Below are 15,236 nucleotides of genomic sequence, written 5' to 3' on the forward strand. Positions count from 1 at the left end.
GGTGTGCCAGCCTAGCCTAGCAAAAGAACTGAATCGGCCCCACACGACGGACGTCCTTACACTGCAACGATCTGGGAGAACTCGACAATGACCACGACCCCTTACCTTCTCACCATAGCCGGCCACGATCCCACGGGGGGCGCCGGGCTGTCGGCGGATCTGGCGACCTGGCGTGCACTGGGCTGGCGCGGGGCGAGCATCGTCACGTCGATGACGGCGCAGAGTTCCTACGGTTCGCAGGCTGTGCAGGCAGCCGAGGTCGGCATCTTGCGCGGCAGTCTGCGAACCTTGCTCGCCGATGGCGAGCCCGCGGCCGTGAAGATCGGCATGATCGGCCACGCCGCGCTGGCCGAGGAGGTGGCACAGTTTGTCGAGGCGCGTCAGTGCCCTGTGGTGTGGGATCCGCAACTGGCTTCGGCCGACGCAGCCGAGCCCTGGACCAAGGCACATGGCGGCGGGCTCGCCATGCGTCTGGCCAAGCGTGCCGACCTCATCACGCCCAATCGCACGGAGGCCAGTGCCCTGCTCGATCTACCGGTCTGGGACATGGGGCCGCCCCCGGCCACCTGGGTCACCGCCATCCGTAGTCGCTGGCTCGACGTCGGCGCGCCCCACCGCGCCGTGGTGGTGAAGGGCGGCAATGCCTGGGGCGCGCACAGCACCGACTGGACCATCACGCGCAACACGGTCCTGCCTCTGGTCAGCCGGCGCCTGCCGCGCAGCGCGCAGGGTTCGGGCTGCGTCCATGCGAGCGTGAGCGCCGCGCGTCTGGCCGAGGGCTGGAGCGTGCTCGACGCGGCGTCGGAGGCTCAATTGCGCACGCATGCGGGCATCGATCAGGCGATTGCCGCCGGGCCGGGCCGGCCGATGACGCGCACCGACGCCAGGGCCGACAGCGACGATCTGCCCTGGCAGCCGCTGCCTGGGCAATCCGAAGAACCGTTTCCCGATTTCGCCCGACTTTCGGGCCAGATCGGCTTCTATCCCGTGGTGCCCGATGTGGACTGGGTGCTGCGGCTGCTGGAATGGGGCGTCTGCACCATCCAGCTTCGCATCAAGGAGGCCGAGGGCGCCGTCCTGCGCATGCAGATCCGCGCAGCGGTGCAGGCCGCGCGGGAGGTTCCGGGCACGCAACTGTTCATCAACGATCACTGGCGCGAAGCGATCGAGGTCGGTGCCTATGGCGTGCATCTCGGGCAGGACGATGTGCACACGGCCGACCTGAGCGCGCTGCACGCGGCCGGGCTGCGGCTTGGGCTGAGCACCCACACGCCGGCCGAGATGGCCCGTGCCCATGCGCTGCGGCCGTCGTACATCGCGCTCGGGCCGGTGTTTCCCACGACGTTGAAGGCCATGCCCTATCGCCCGCTGGGCCTGGAGCGTCTGTCGCAATGGCGTCAGTGGCTGTCCCCGCGTTACCCGGTGGTGGCGATTGGCGGCATCAGCCTCGATCAGATGGCCGCGGTGCGGGCCACTGGCGTGTCGGGCGCGGCGGTGGTCAGCGCCGTGACGCAGGCGCTCAATCCGCGGCTTGCCGTGCGTGAAGCCCTGCATATCTGGCCGGCCTGTGCCGACGAGGCGGTGGCGCAGGCGATGGTCTGAAGCGCGCGATTCTGCGGTTCAAAGATGAAGCTCCGCTGAAATTCAGCAGGTTCTTCGCGTCAGAATTGTGAGATCAGGTCGCTCGCGTAAACGAATGCAATAAACCGGAGGTTTGGTTTGCATTGACATACTCGCTGGACTATCGTCGTTTCAGGATCGCTCAGCCGCGCTGACCTTGCATTGCGGTGATTGCGGTCGCCGGGGCCGGGCTTCTCTGGCTTCGGATCGATAACTCACACGAGGAGAACGACATGAGTGCAGCCAAACCGCGGGTTCTGATTCTGGGCGGCAATTTCGCCGGCCTGGGCAGTGCACAAGAGATCCGGAAGTACGCGGGCGACAGCGTCGACATCACCGTGATCGACCGCAAGCCCTATCTGCTGTATGTGCCCAATATTCCGGCCGAGGTGTTCGAGAACCGCAACCCGCAACTGACCATGACCATGGACATCCTCGAGCCGCTGCACGACATTGGCGCGCGCTTCATCCAGGGTGAGGTCACCGCACTCGATGTGGACGCCAAACGGGTGGACTATGTGCCGAGCGAGCGGCCGGGCGCGGCCCCGACCGCCACGACTTATGACTATCTGGTGGTCGCGCTGGGCAACCGGCTGGCCTTCGACAAAATCGAGGGTTTCGCGCAGTTCGGCCACACCGTCACCGACAACACCTATGGCGAGGCGCTGCGCCAGTTCTTGATGCACGACTACAAGGGCGGCCCCATCGCCATCGGCTCGGCGCGGTTCACCCAGGGCGACGGCGCCAAGGGGCTGGCGCCGTATCCAGGCGGCAGCATTCCGGCGGCTGAAGCGGCCTGCGAAGGTCCGCCAGTGGAAACCATGCTGGCCTGCGCCACCTGGCTGGGGCAGCACGGCAAGGGCGGGCCGGACAAGATCACCGTGTTCACGCCCGCGGCGCTGATCGCCGAGGATGCTGGCGAAAAGGTCGTCGGTCAGTTGCTGGACATCGCCAGCGGCATGGGCTTTCACTACCTGAACAAGACTCACGATATCACGCGGCTGACGGCCGATGGCGTCGAGTTCGCCAACGGGCAGTCGGTCGAGGCCGAGTTGAAGATCATCTTTCCCGACTGGACGCCACATGCCTTTCTCAAGGGCTTGCCGATCAGCGACAGCGAAGGCTTCATCATCACCGACCTGCTGATGCGCAACCCCAAGTACCCCACCGTTTTCGCGGCTGGCGACTGCGCTGCGGTGACCGTGCCCAAACTGGGCGCCATCGGCCACCAGCAGGCCGAGATCGTCGGCAAGCAGATCGCCAAGGACATGAAGCGCCTCACCGCGGAACAGGCCGATGCCGCGCTGCAGCCCGTGGTCTATTGCATTGGCGACATCGGCAACAGCCAGGCGTTCTACATCCGTTCGAACTCCTGGTTCGGCGGCGACACCCAGGTTCTCAAGCTGGGACACATTCCCTACATGCTGAAGATGCAGTACAAGAACCTGTTCTTCCGCACCAAGGGCAAGATGCCCCCGTGGGGGCTGGACGCAGCCCGCGTCATGGCCGAAAAGATCGCGGCCTGAGCCGAACCCCCGGGAGACGACAATGGACATGACCGATGGAATGAAGACCCCCACCGCAACCCCGCCAGCACTCAACGCCTCGCAGTGGGCTGCGCTGGGCCGCATGGCCGACCGCTATGCGCAGGCCGAAGAACTGGGCAGTTTCGCGGTGAAGCATCTCGGCGGCGAGATGACGGAGGCCGTGCTGACACTGAGCGATTTGTTCAAGGACCCCAAGCTGCTGCCTGCGTTGCGCGAGCTGCTGTCGACGCTGGTGACGCTGCACGAAGTGGGCGCGCTAAGGCAACTCCGCGACAACGCCATTCTTGCCGCCGAAGGGCTGCGCGATACCGATCTCAACGCCACCATGACGCAGATGCTCAAGCTGCCCGACAAGATCGGCTCGGTGATCGATCAGGCCACGCAGGGTTCTTCCGACAAGGCCTTGGGCGGCTTCGGCGGCTTGATGCACATGCTGCGCGACAAGGACGTGCAGCACGGCATCCAGACCCTGGCTCGCATGGCCGGGGCACTCAGCCCGCCTTCTGAGAAGACCGCACACTGACGGCGCCTCGGGCTCAGGCGGTCGGCTGGTGTCCGGGTGGTACGGGTGTGGAGAACTGCTCGCGCAGCCGGTTTTTGAGAATCTTGCCGGTGGCGCCCAGGGGGATGGCGGGGACGAACACCACATCGTCGGGGATCATCCATTTGGCCACCTTGCCGGAGTAGAAGCGCAGCAGTTCGTCGCGATCCAGCGTGCTGCCCTCGCGCCTGACCACGACCAGCAGCGGCCGTTCGTCCCATTTGGGGTCGGGACGGGCGATGCAGGCCGCCATGGACACCCCCGGGTGCGCCATGGCAATGTTTTCCAGTTCGATGGAACTGATCCACTCGCCACCTGACTTGATCACGTCCTTGGTGCGGTCGGTGATCTGGATGTAGCCGTCGGCGTCGATGGTGACGACGTCGCCTGTCGGGAACCAGCCGTCCAGCAGCGGGCTGGGCGTCTCGCTGCGGAAGTAATCGCTAGCAATCCACGGGCCGCGCACCAGCAGATTGCCTGCGGACTTGCCGTCCCAGGGCAGGTCGGCGCCGTGGCCGTCGACCACCCGCACATCCACCCCGAAAATCGGCCGGCCCTGCTTGATCTGCACCGCGAACTGCGAGGCCTGGTCCAGCTTCAGATGTTTGTTCTTCAGACTGCACAGGGTGCCCAGCGGGCTCATTTCGGTCATGCCCCAGGCGTGCAGGACATGGATGCCGAGCTCTTCCTCGAACGCGCGGATCATGGCCGGTGCCGCCGCCGCGCCGCCGATCACCGTGCGCTGGAGCGAGGGAATGCGGACCTTCTGCTCGCGCATGAAGTTGAGCAGTCCCAGCCAGACGGTGGGCACCCCCGCGGCCAGGGTCACGCCTTCGTCGCGCATCAGCTCGAACAGCGACTTGCCATCGAGCGCCGGGCCGGGGAACACCAGCTTGGCGCCCGTCAGCGCTGCCGCGTACGGAATGCCCCAGGCGTTGACGTGGAACATGGGCACCACGGGCAGCACGCTGTCGCGCGCCGACAGATTCATCACATCGGGCAGCGCTGCCGCGTAGGCGTGCAGCACGGTGGAGCGATGGCTGTAGAGCACGCCTTTCGGGTTGCCCGTGGTGCCGCTGGTGTAGCAGAGCGACGAGGCGGTGTGCTCGTCGAACACGGGCCAGGGGTAGGGGGTGGGCTGGGCCGCGAGCAGGGCGTCGTAGCTCAGAAGGCCCGGCAGGGTCGCCGCGAGTTCGGCGGGCAGGGCGTCGGGTTCGCACAGCGCGACCCAATGCCTGACCCCGGGGCAGCGCGCGGCAACCGCCTTGACGATCGGGGCAAAGGTGAGATCGAAGCAGACCGCACGGTCGTCGGCGTGGTTAATGATCCAGGCGATCTGGTCGGGATGCAGGCGGGGATTGAGGGTGTGCAGGATGCGTTTGCTGCCCGAGACCGCGTAATACAGCTCGAAATGCCGGTAGCCGTTCCAGGCCAGCGTGCCCACGCGGTCCTGGACCGCAATGCCCAGCGCGTCGAGCGCGTGGGCGCCTTGCGCGGCACGCTGCTGAATCTGGGCATAGCTGGTGCGGTGGATGTCGCCCTCCACCCGGCGCGAGACGATTTCACTGTCGCCGTGGTAGCGGGTGGCGAAATCGAGCAGGCTGGAAATCAACAAGGGATGGTCTTGCATCAGGCCCAGCATGGCAGTCTCCTGTTGTGAGGTGTTGCGGGCCATTGTTGCACCAGAGTCGGGGCCGCCGGAAGGAGGCTTGTCCGCCTTGCGCAATCGTCACAGACGTCTGCGATCATGGCGGCCAGCCCCACTTTCTCCGCTGCCATGACGCTTGCCGTTTCGCTGTTCGCCCAGGGCCAGTCCGGCCTGATCTGCGGCTATCTATTCGATGCCCAGGGCCAGGGGCGGGCGATGGATCTTCTGGAAGCCTCGCACTGGCTCGGTGACACGGCCACGCAGGACGGCGCCTTCGTCTGGCTGCACTTCAACGCCGCCAACGTTGCCGCGGAAAAGTGGCTGCTGGCGCATCTTCCCCTGGCCGATCATTGTTTCGAGACGCTGCGTGAAGGGGTGCGCTCCACGCGGCTGGAGGTGGTGGACCAGGCGCTCGTGGCCGTGGTGAACGATGTGGTGTACGACTTTGCGCAGCGGGAATCGTTGCAGGTGGCCACGCTCTGGATGAGCGTGGAGCGCCACCGCGTCATCAGCGTGCGCATGCAGCCGTTGCGCGCAATCGATCGCCTGCGCATCGCGGTCAAGGCCGGCGAGGAGTTTGCGTCGCCGCTGTCGCTCGTCGATCATCTCCTGCGGGACCAGGCCGACGAGCTCATCGCCATTCTTCGCGAGGCGGCCACCAAGGTCGATGCCATCGAGGATCGGTTGCTGGCGGGCCGACTCGGGCGGCGCCGGGTTCAGCTCGGTGCGCTGCGCCGCAATCTGCTGCGACTGCAGCGACTGCTGGCGCCCGAACCGGCGGCGATATTCCGTCTGCTCAGCCGACCACCTCGCAGTCTGGGCGTTCAGGACTGGGAGGAGCTGCGGCATTCGACCGAAGAGTTCTCGCTGGTGCTGCGCGATCTGGTGGCACAGCAGGAGCGCATCAAACTCTTGCAGGAGGAGATCGCCGCCAGTCTGGAAGAGCGCACCGGCCGCACCCTGTTCGTGCTAACCGCCGTAACGGTGGTGGCGCTGCCGATGAATGTGATCGCCGGCCTGTTCGGCATGAATGTGGGCGGCATTCCCTTTGCCGACGACAAGGCAGGATTCTGGACCATGGTGGCCGTGGTGCTGCTGGCTTCGGCCGTTCTGGCGTGGCTGCTGTTTCGTCGTCGCGATGACTGAGTGAGAGGCTTGCTTCGCGTGCCAGGTCAGCGCCGGGCAGGGGAGAGACGATTTCTCCACTGCTCTGGGGGGCGGTGTTCAGCGCCGCACTTCGACCAGCCACATCGACCCGTTGGCTTTCACACTCTTCTTCGAGGACCACTGCGGGTCGAGCACGGTGCGCGCGGCGGCCACTCGAACCCACGCATAGGCGCCGGAGCACTGGTTGTAGCCGTTGTCGTTCTGCCCCCCCAGCGTCCAGCCGGACGGGGCGAAGTACGGGTTGTAGGGATCGCGCGCGGAGCTGCTGTAGTCGGCCGGGCCCCAGAACGACACCACGATGCTGCCCGCAGCGGTGGTTTCCAGCGGAGTGCGCAGGCCGTAAGGCGTCGTGTTGCTGAAACCCCAGGCGCCGATGCCGCTGGCGCCACTGAGGACGACGACATAGAGGCTGGCCTCATCGGCACCGTGGCCTTGGGCTTTCACCAGACTCCAGGTCTGCCCGGGGCCGCCTTTGACGTCGCGGCCCACAAACAGCGCCGTGCCGGCCTTCTGGTCGGAATAGGTCTGCATGGGACCGAGGCGCGAATAGACGTTGCCCTGGTTGTCCTGCACCGCCTGGAGCGTCGCGGGGGACTGCGCCAGCACCTGCACCAGCGCCAGAGCGCCTTGCGCCGGGATCGTCACCGGCGGAGTCGTCAACACGGGGAGTTCGGTGCCTGCGGAGTTCGCCGCGTAGGCCTGTGCGACCACGGCGGCGGGGCGTGCCGACGATGATGCCGGGGCCTGGGTGTAGGCGGTCGCCGCAGCCAGATAGCCTGGCACACCCGCGGCTCCGGCGATGGATGGCGTTGCGGAACGGTTGCCGCAGGCAGCCAGGGTGATGGTCATGAGTGCGACGAAAAGGCCACGCAGCGGTCGGCTGGGAAACGGCACAGCGAGCTCCTTGTTCATCTGGCCAGTGGGCGTGCGCCAGGCGCAACGGCGCGCATTCCAAGAAAGTGCCAGCCCCTTGCGAGACTGGCCTGCACAGTCTCAACGTGCCGTCCGAAAACTGTGCAGGGTGTCGATCAGCAATTGGTCGGCGGCATCAACGCGAATGAAGCCCAGGCGGGGGTATTCAATGTCGTGAATGACAAACACGGTGACCACCAGCACACCCGCGAACACCACGATCTGCAGCCAGGGAAGGCGGCTCTCGGAGGACATGGACACGCCGGCAAGCAGCGCCGACATGAGGGCGAGCACAAAGAGCATCAGGTCAATGATGCGGGGAGGATGGTTGTGCGTGGCGGCCATCCGGGTGGTGGTGATGTCGAACATTTCGTTGAGCGCGCTGGCCACCAGACTCAGGACAGCGGTGTTGCCCGTGGCCAGCGCGGCACCCGTGGCCTCGGTCCAGATTTTTTGCTGCAGTTGCGCGCTTTGCATGGCTGCCTTGCGCCGTGCCTCGGGGGATTCAGCCTGATAGCTGTCGATCCGGGACTGCACATACTGCTGCATCGCCAGGCGCAGGCCAGCCTGGCGATCCGGCGGCAACAGATCCAGTCTCAGATAGGCCGTGCCGATGGCGTTGGCCTCTTGGGTGATGAGCGCCCGGCGTTCTTCAAAGCGGGACGTGGCGCCCGAGAAGGCGAAGGCGAGCAGCAGGCCCAGAAGTCCGAATACCGCACCACTGAGCGCACCGGCATCCGCCCCACGCCCGAGGCGCTTGCCAAGCACGAAACCCAGTTGCACGCTGACAAGCAGGCCCACCAGCAAGAGCGCGGAGTAGAGCCAGTTGCTGTTCATCTCGTTCACCTGAGCTGATTGGGAACCGGCGTGTGCTTAGTCGGAGCCCAGCGCCGCCATGCCGCCGACCACGGCGTGCATGCCCGCATCGACGTGCAGGATCTCGGCGGTGATGCCCGCGGCCAGCTCGGAGAGCAGGAAGGCCGAGGCGTTGCCGACCTGCACGGTATCGACATTGCGGCGCAAGGGGGCGTTGGATTCGTTGAACTTGAGCATCTTGCCGAAGTCGGCAATGCCCGAGGCAGCCAGGGTCTTGATCGGTCCGGCGCTTACGCCGTTCACCCGCATGCCACGGGGGCCCAGCGATTCGGCCATGAAGCGCACCGTGGCTTCGAGGGCGGCCTTGGCCACGCCCATGGTGTTGTAGTTGGGCACCACGCGTTCGGCGCCGAGATAGGTCATGGTGATGAGCGAGGGCATGTTCCCGGCCTCGACCGATTTGGTCAGCAGCGGCAGCGCGGCCTTGGCCAGCGCGGGAAAGGAATAGGCCGAAATGTCGTGGGCGATGCGGAAGCCTTCGCGGGAGAGGCCGTCCATGAAATCGCCGGCAATCGCCTCGCGCGGTGCGAAGCCAATGGAGTGCACCAGGCCATCGAGCTGGGGCCAATGGGCGGCCAGACCGCTGAAGGTGGCGTCGATCTGGGCGTCGTCGCTCACATCGCAGTCGAACACCAGAGCGCTGCCGAACTCGGCGGCGAATTCGGTGATGCGCTGCTTGAACCGTTCGCCCACATAGGTGAACGCCAGCTCGGCGCCCTCGCGGTGGCAGGCCTGAGCAATGCCGTAGGCGATGGAACGGTTGGACAGCAGGCCGGTGATGAGAATGCGTTTGCCTTGAAGGAATGCCATGATCGGGTGCTTTCGAGGGTGAAGCCGTGTTGCAGGGTTTGCCGCAGCCAGCGGCAAGTCGTGCAGAATTCTCGCATGGCCCACGCTCTGTCCCGTCCGCTGTCGCCCGCGCGCCGCCGCCTGCTGCAAAGTCTGCCCGCAGGCCTGTTCCCCATGGCCGCAGTCTGGGGCGCTGAGCCTTTGCATCCGGCCTACGCGCTGTACGACCAGCCGAAGTACCCGCCGGATTTCACCCATTTCGACTACGTCGACCCCGCGGCCCCCGTGGGCGGGCGCATCGTGCTGACGCCGCCGACGGTCGGTGCCAGTTTCGACAAGCTCAATCCTTTTACCCTCAAAGGCATGGCCGCGCCCGGCCTGAACACGCTGGTGTTCGAAACGCTGATGACCTCCAGCTGGGACGAGCCCAACACCGTTTACGGCCTGCTGGCTGACGACATCGCCGTGGCGGACGACGGCCTGTCCGTGCAGTTCCATCTCAACGCCCTGGCCCGGTTCTCGAACGGCGACCCCGTGACCGCGTCGGACGTGGCCTACAGCTTCAACACCCTGGTGAGCGCCGCGGCCGCGCCGCAGTTCGCCAGCATCTATGCCGATGTCGCCGGGGTGAATGTGCTCGCTCCGCGGCTGGTGCGCTTCAGGTTCAGGCGGCGCAATCACGAGATGCCCATTCTGCTGGCCGGCCTGCCGGTGTTTTCGCCCAAGTGGGCGGGGCGGCGGGCGTTCAACGACGTGATCGACGCCCCCATCGCCAGCGGGCCTTACCGCGTGGCCCGCACCGCGCAGCAGCGCGACATCACCTACGCGCGCCGCAGCGATTACTGGGGATGGCAGTTGCCGGCGCGGCGCGGGCAGTTCAATTTCTCCGAAGTGGTCTACAAGCTGTACCTCGACGGCACGGCAAGACTGGAGGCCTTCAAGGCCGGTGAGTACGACCTGCTGCAGGAATTCATCGCCCGCAACTGGGCGCGGCAATATCGCGGTCCGGGTTTCGACAGCGGGGCGCTGAAAAAGCTGGAACTGCCCAACCACAATCCGGCGGGATTCCAGGGCTTCGTGGTCAATCTGCGGCGGGCGCAGTTTCAGGACGTGAGGGTCCGGCAGGCGTTGGTCCTGGCGCTCGACTTCCAGTGGCTCAACCGCATGCTGTTCTACGGCGCCTACAAGCGCATCGAAGGCTATTTCGCCAATTCGCCCTTCGAGGCGCACGGCCTCCCGGGGGCGGACGAGTTGGCCTTGCTGGAGCCCCTGCGCGCCAAGTTGCCGCCTGAGGTCTTTGGTGCCTTGCCGAGGATGCCATCGACGGCGCCGCCGCCGGGCCGCCCCAAGGCGGGGTGCGCCCCCTCTGGGGGCAGCGCAGGCGAAGCCGGAGCGTGGGGGCAAACATGCCCACCGAACAGTCTGCGCGGCAATCTGCTCAAGGCGCGCGCGCTGCTGGAGCAGGCGGGATGGCATTGGCGCGATGGCGCACTGCGCAATGCTGCGGGGCGTGCCCTGGTCATCGACTATCTCGACAATCAGGGCTCGATGTCGCGCATCATTTCGATCTATGCCCAGGCGCTGCAGCGTCTGGGCATCCAGCTCAACTACCGGCTGGTGGATGTCGCGCTCTATCAGCAGCGCATGGACACCTTCGACTTCGACATGACCACCGTGCGTTTCGGTGGCAGCACCAGTCCGGGCAATGAGTTGTTCGACCGTTTCGGCTCCCGCGCGGCAGCGGTGCAGGGTTCCGACAATGTCTGGGGCTTGCGCGATGCCGCGGTGGATGCACTGATCGAACACGTCGTGGCGGCCACGACCATGCAGGCCCTGCAGACGGCCTGCCGCGCGCTCGACCGCGTGCTGGTCTGCGGCTGGTACTCGGTGCCGCAGTGGTACAGCAACACCTTCCGCGTGGCGATTGCCGCGCACAAGTTTGCCTGGCCCAAGACCCTGCCGCTCTACTACCAGCCCGAGGGCTGGGCGGCGCAATGTTGGTGGTCCGATCCCACAGCCCCAAACGGAGGGTCCGCATGAATCTCTGGGCTTACCTACTCAAGCGCGTGCTGTTGATGATCCCCACGCTGCTGGGCGTGCTCACGATCACCTTCATCGTGGTGCAGTTCGTACCGGGCGGGCCGGTGGAACAGATGGTGTCGCAACTGCGCGGCAAGGACGGCGGGGCGGCGGGCGAGGCCGCGGCAGCGCAGGGCATCTACCGCGGGGCGCAGGGCATATCGCCCAGGCAGCTGGCGGAGTTGCGCCAGCTTTACGGCTTCGACAAGCCACCGCTGGAGCGCTATGGGCAGATGCTGTGGCAGTTCGCGCATTTCGACCTGGGACGCAGCTACTACCACCACGAGGCGGTGTGGACGCTGATCAAGGAACGCCTGCCCGTGTCCATTTCGCTTGGGTTGTGGAATTTCCTCCTGACCTACCTGATCTCGATCCCGCTGGGCATTGCCAAGGCGGTGCGGCATGGCAGCCGCTTCGATGTCTCCACCAGCATCGTCGTGCTGGTGGGCTATGCCATACCGGGCTTCGTGCTCGGCGTGCTGTTGCTGGTGCTGTTCGCCGGAGGAACGTGGCTGCAGTGGTTCCCGCTGCGCGGTCTGGTGTCGGACAACTGGGCCCAGTTCGGCCTGTGGCACAAGATCACCGACTACTTGTGGCATATCACCTTGCCGGTGCTCGCGTCCACGGCCGGGAGTTTCGCCATCATCACCATGCTGACCAAGAACGCCTTTCTCGAAGAGATCCGCAAGCAATACGTTCTCACGGCCCGGGCGAAGGGGCTGGGCGAGCGCACCGTGCTGTGGCGACATGTGCTGCGCAATGCGCTGGTGCCGCTGGTGACCGGATTTCCGGCGGCCTTCGTCGGCGCCTTTTTTGCCAGCTCGCTGCTCATCGAGACCTTGTTCTCGCTGCCGGGACTGGGCCTTTTGTCCTACGAGGCCGTGATGCGGCGCGACTATCCCGTGGTGATGGGTTCGCTCTACCTGTTCACCCTGATCGGGTTGTTCACCAAGCTGCTGGCCGATCTGAGCTACGTCTGGGTCGATCCGCGCATTCAGTTCGGAGCGCTGCGGTGAGCACAGCGGCCACGACTCGGGCCACGCCAGGTCGGCATCCCTTTCTGAGCCAGGGATGGCGCAGGTTCAAAGCTCATCGCCTGGGGCGCTGGAGTCTTTGGCTGTTTCTGCTGCTGTTCGGTCTGAGCCTGATGGCGCCGCTGATCAGCAACGACCAGCCCTTGCTGGTGCGTTACGACGGACGGTTCTACCTGCCGCTGCTGCACAGCTATCCTGAAACCACTTTTGGTGGCGACTTTCACACCCCGACCGACTACCTCGACCCCTACATCCGCAGCCGCTTGTCGGCGCCCGGCAACTTCGCGCTGTATCCGCCCATTCCGTTCAGCGCGACCAGCATCGACTACTATGCGCAGCGACCGTTCCCCTCCTCGCCGTCCGCGCGGCACTGGCTGGGTACCGACGATCGCGGACGCGATGTGCTCGCGCGGCTGATCTACGGCTTCCGCCTTTCGGTGCTGTTCGCCCTGGCGCTGACCGCAACCGGCACGGTGCTGGGCATGCTCATCGGCGCCGTTCAGGGCTATTTCGGCGGGCGCATCGACCTGTCGGTGCAGCGCGTCATGGAAGTCTGGGGGGCGATGCCCGAGTTGTATCTGCTCATCATTTTCTCTGCCGTGTTCGCGCCCGGTCTGGCCTTGCTGCTGGTGCTGCTGTCGCTTTTCGGCTGGATGGGTCTGGCCGATTATGTGCGCGCCGAATTTTTGCGAAACCGCCAGATGGACTATGTCCGCGCGGCCCAGGCGCTGGGGCTGTCGCATGGGCGCATCATGTGGCGGCACATCCTGCCCAACAGCCTCACGCCGGTCGTGACCTTCCTGCCGTTTCGCATGAGTGGCGCCTTGCTGGCCCTGACCAGCCTGGATTTTCTGGGCCTGGGTGTGCCGCCGCCCACGCCCAGCCTGGGCGAGCTGCTGGCCCAGGGCAAGGCCAATCTGGACGCCTGGTGGATTTCCGCGGCGGCCTTCGGCGCGCTGGTCACCATCCTGCTGCTGCTCACCTTCATCGGCGAGGCGCTGCGCGACGCCCTCGACCCTCGTCACACCCGCACCGGATTGGAATGAACCCTATGGCGTCAACGCCCTTGCTCAGCGTGCGTGGTCTGCAGGTGCGGTTTGGCGACCAGACCGTGGTGCACGACCTCGATCTCGATGTCGCCGCCGGTGAGAAGGTCGCACTCGTCGGCGAATCCGGATCGGGCAAGACCGTGTCGGCGCTGGCCGTGCTGCGTCTGCTGAGCGACGCCCGGCAGACGGGCAGCGTGCGTTTCGATGGCCGCGAGCTGAGCAGCCTGAGCGAGCGCGCCATGCGGGCTCTGCGCGGCAAAGACATCGCCATGATCTTTCAGGAGCCGATGACCGCGCTCAATCCGCTGCATCCCGTCGGGCGGCAGATTGCCGAGGTGCTGGAATGGCACGAGGCACTGCCGCGGCGCGCGGCCTGGGCCCGCGCGGTGGACCTGCTGGCCCAGATGGGCCTCGACCAGCCCGCGCGCCGGGCGGCCGATTATCCGCATCAGCTCTCCGGCGGCCAGCGCCAGCGGGTGATGATCGCCATGGCGCTGGCCTGTCGGCCGCGCCTGCTGCTGGCCGATGAACCGACCACGGCGCTCGATGTGACCGTGCGGCGCCAGATCCTGGATCTGCTCGATGCCCTGCAGGCCGAATACGGCCTGGCCCTGCTGTTCATCACCCACGATCTTCCTCTGGTGCGGCGCTACATGCATCGGGTGGCCGTGCTGCAAAAGGGTAGGGTGGTCGAGGCGGGGGCGGTCGCCGAGGTGTTTTCGGCGCCGCGCCATCCCTACACGCAGATGCTGCTGAACAGCCGACCGCGGCGCCAGGTCGCGACGCCCGAAGCCGTACCGCCCCCCGCGGTGCTGCTCCGGGCCAGGGAGCTGAATGTGCGGTTTGCGCAGAGCGGCGGATTCTGGCGCAAGCGCTGGCATACCGTCTTGCAGAACATCTCGCTGGAGTTGCCGGCTGGACAGACCCTGGGCGTCGTCGGCGAGTCGGGAAGCGGAAAGTCGACCCTCGCGCTGGCCTTGCTGGGGCTGCTTCCCAGGCAGGGCGGCGAGGTCAGCCTGCTGGGGCACGATCCGGGCAGGCTGGCCGCCGCGGCGCTGCGCCCCTTGCGCGCGCAGGCCCAGATCGTGTTTCAAGACCCGTTCGCCAGTCTTTCACCCAGGCGCAACGTGGCGCAGATCGTCGAGGAAGGGCTGGAGATTCATCGGCCCGCGTGGAGCGCCGAACAGCGCCGCGAACGGGTCGAGCAGATGCTGGCGGAAGTCGGGCTGCCCCTGTCCGCGGCTGAACTGCAGCGGTACCCCCATGCGTTTTCCGGGGGGCAAAGGCAACGCATCGCCATGGCGCGCGCCTTGATCCTTGAGCCCAGAATCCTCATTCTCGACGAACCCACCAGTGCGTTGGACGTGTCCGTCCAGCAGCAGGTGCTTGATCTGCTCAGCGCGCTGCAGCGCCGGCATGGGCTGTCGTATGTGCTCATCAGTCACGATCTGGCGGTGATCGGCGCACTTGCGCATCGCGTCCTGGTGCTGCACCGCGGCGTGGTGGTGGAAGAAGGCCCGGCAGAGGCCATCCTCCGCACGCCGCAGCAACCCTACACACAGGCCCTGCTCGCCGCATCCGACCTGGACAACAGCGCAGCCTGACCCCTCGAGTGGTTGCCAAGAAGATGGCCTCTCCCTATAATCCACTTTTTTGCTGGCCGCAAGAATTTCCTCGAAATCCTAGAAAAAGAGCAGTCGAGAAGAAAAGCAGTCGCTTGGCCGTGGTAGGACGTGTGGTGAAGCGCGGCGTGTGCCGTGCCCAAGAGTCGCGATTGGTGTCATTTGGGCGCTGTGCGGCCGGGGCGAAACCGGGGCGCAGCGCATGAGCCTGTCCACTGCAGTGAGCAACAACTGGGCGACGTTATCGCCCTTTTTTTTTGCTTGCGTAGTTTGAGAGTGCGGGCGGCGTGTCGAAGGGCGCGAAGTTGCGCCGAATTTTTGAAGTGTTTTTGAACGGATTTTTCATTGGCAA

Annotated in this window: 12 protein-coding genes; 8 read left to right on the forward strand and 4 right to left on the reverse strand. The window is 65.8% G+C overall.

The window, feature by feature from the left end; all coding sequences use genetic code 11:
* The first annotated feature begins 87 nt into the window (after positions 1-87).
* The 3 genes from thiE (at position 88) to BVH73_RS14365 (ending at position 3,690) form a co-directional block, all read left to right on the forward strand.
* Positions 88-1,602 carry a thiamine phosphate synthase gene (gene thiE / locus BVH73_RS14355; protein WP_079419779.1) on the forward strand — a complete coding sequence of 505 codons (1,515 nt, stop codon included), beginning with the start codon at positions 88-90 and terminating at the stop codon, positions 1,600-1,602.
* Between the two features lie 251 nt (positions 1,603-1,853).
* Positions 1,854-3,146: an NAD(P)/FAD-dependent oxidoreductase gene (locus BVH73_RS14360; RefSeq protein WP_079419781.1), complete on the forward strand. Its 1,293-nt coding sequence runs from the start codon at positions 1,854-1,856 to the stop codon at positions 3,144-3,146.
* Between the two features lie 22 nt (positions 3,147-3,168).
* Positions 3,169-3,690: a helical membrane plugin domain-containing protein gene (locus tag BVH73_RS14365; RefSeq protein ID WP_079419783.1), complete on the forward strand. Its 522-nt coding sequence runs from the start codon at positions 3,169-3,171 to the stop codon at positions 3,688-3,690.
* Between the two features lie 13 nt (positions 3,691-3,703).
* On the opposite strand, the gene BVH73_RS14370 is transcribed toward BVH73_RS14365, so the two are convergent.
* On the reverse strand, positions 3,704-5,350 hold the full coding sequence (locus BVH73_RS14370; protein ID WP_079419785.1) for a 3-(methylthio)propionyl-CoA ligase: 1,647 nt from the start codon (positions 5,348-5,350) through the stop codon (positions 3,704-3,706).
* 135 nt (positions 5,351-5,485) lie between these two features.
* Here BVH73_RS14370 and BVH73_RS14375 point away from each other — a divergent pair, with 135 nt between their 5' ends.
* Positions 5,486-6,502, forward strand: coding sequence for a transporter (locus tag BVH73_RS14375; protein WP_079419787.1), 1,017 nt, complete (start codon positions 5,486-5,488; stop codon positions 6,500-6,502).
* A 78-nt stretch (positions 6,503-6,580) separates the two neighbouring features.
* On the opposite strand, the gene BVH73_RS14380 is transcribed toward BVH73_RS14375, so the two are convergent.
* From BVH73_RS14380 to fabI, 3 genes are all read right to left on the reverse strand, one after another.
* Positions 6,581-7,417, reverse strand: coding sequence for a hypothetical protein (locus tag BVH73_RS14380; RefSeq protein ID WP_218919036.1), 837 nt, complete (start codon positions 7,415-7,417; stop codon positions 6,581-6,583).
* A 99-nt stretch (positions 7,418-7,516) separates the two neighbouring features.
* A complete protein-coding gene (locus BVH73_RS14385) occupies positions 7,517-8,272 on the reverse strand; it encodes a bestrophin-like domain (protein ID WP_079419791.1) in 756 nt (251 codons plus the stop codon).
* A gap of 36 nt (positions 8,273-8,308) precedes the next feature.
* A complete protein-coding gene (gene fabI / locus BVH73_RS14390) occupies positions 8,309-9,121 on the reverse strand; it encodes an enoyl-ACP reductase FabI (RefSeq protein ID WP_079419793.1) in 813 nt (270 codons plus the stop codon).
* Positions 9,122-9,196: 75 nt separating this feature from the next.
* Between fabI and BVH73_RS14395 the strand changes: the two genes are divergently transcribed.
* The 4 genes from BVH73_RS14395 to BVH73_RS14410 are packed head-to-tail and all read left to right on the forward strand — an operon-like array spanning position 9,197 to position 14,866.
* Positions 9,197-11,140 carry an extracellular solute-binding protein gene (locus tag BVH73_RS14395; protein WP_079419795.1) on the forward strand — a complete coding sequence of 648 codons (1,944 nt, stop codon included), beginning with the start codon at positions 9,197-9,199 and terminating at the stop codon, positions 11,138-11,140.
* Positions 11,137-12,195, forward strand: a complete 1,059-nt coding sequence (locus BVH73_RS14400) for a microcin C ABC transporter permease YejB (RefSeq protein WP_079419797.1) — start codon at positions 11,137-11,139, stop codon at positions 12,193-12,195. The genes BVH73_RS14395 and BVH73_RS14400 overlap by 4 nt, the downstream gene beginning before the upstream one ends.
* Positions 12,192-13,259 carry an ABC transporter permease gene (locus BVH73_RS14405; RefSeq protein WP_079419799.1) on the forward strand — a complete coding sequence of 356 codons (1,068 nt, stop codon included), beginning with the start codon at positions 12,192-12,194 and terminating at the stop codon, positions 13,257-13,259. Before BVH73_RS14400 ends, BVH73_RS14405 begins: the two co-directional genes overlap by 4 nt.
* Positions 13,256-14,866 (forward strand): ABC transporter ATP-binding protein, encoded by a 1,611-nt coding sequence (locus tag BVH73_RS14410; RefSeq protein ID WP_079419801.1) that lies wholly within the window; start codon positions 13,256-13,258, stop codon positions 14,864-14,866. Before BVH73_RS14405 ends, BVH73_RS14410 begins: the two co-directional genes overlap by 4 nt.
* The last annotated feature ends 370 nt before the right edge of the window (positions 14,867-15,236 follow it).

Source organism: Thiomonas intermedia, from assembly GCF_002028405.1.
Classification (GTDB): Bacteria; Pseudomonadota; Gammaproteobacteria; order Burkholderiales; family Burkholderiaceae_C; genus Thiomonas; species Thiomonas intermedia.

Coding starts and splice junctions, on each gene's coding strand:
- thiE (WP_079419779.1), top strand. CDS start 88: ATGACCACGACCCCTTACCTTCTCACCATAGCCGGCCACGATCCCACG.
- BVH73_RS14360 (WP_079419781.1), top strand. CDS start 1,854: ATGAGTGCAGCCAAACCGCGGGTTCTGATTCTGGGCGGCAATTTCGCC.
- BVH73_RS14365 (WP_079419783.1), top strand. CDS start 3,169: ATGGACATGACCGATGGAATGAAGACCCCCACCGCAACCCCGCCAGCA.
- BVH73_RS14370 (WP_079419785.1), bottom strand. CDS start 5,350: ATGCTGGGCCTGATGCAAGACCATCCCTTGTTGATTTCCAGCCTGCTC.
- BVH73_RS14375 (WP_079419787.1), top strand. CDS start 5,486: ATGACGCTTGCCGTTTCGCTGTTCGCCCAGGGCCAGTCCGGCCTGATC.
- BVH73_RS14385 (WP_079419791.1), bottom strand. CDS start 8,272: ATGAACAGCAACTGGCTCTACTCCGCGCTCTTGCTGGTGGGCCTGCTT.
- fabI (WP_079419793.1), bottom strand. CDS start 9,121: ATGGCATTCCTTCAAGGCAAACGCATTCTCATCACCGGCCTGCTGTCC.
- BVH73_RS14395 (WP_079419795.1), top strand. CDS start 9,197: ATGGCCCACGCTCTGTCCCGTCCGCTGTCGCCCGCGCGCCGCCGCCTG.
- BVH73_RS14400 (WP_079419797.1), top strand. CDS start 11,137: ATGAATCTCTGGGCTTACCTACTCAAGCGCGTGCTGTTGATGATCCCC.
- BVH73_RS14410 (WP_079419801.1), top strand. CDS start 13,256: ATGAACCCTATGGCGTCAACGCCCTTGCTCAGCGTGCGTGGTCTGCAG.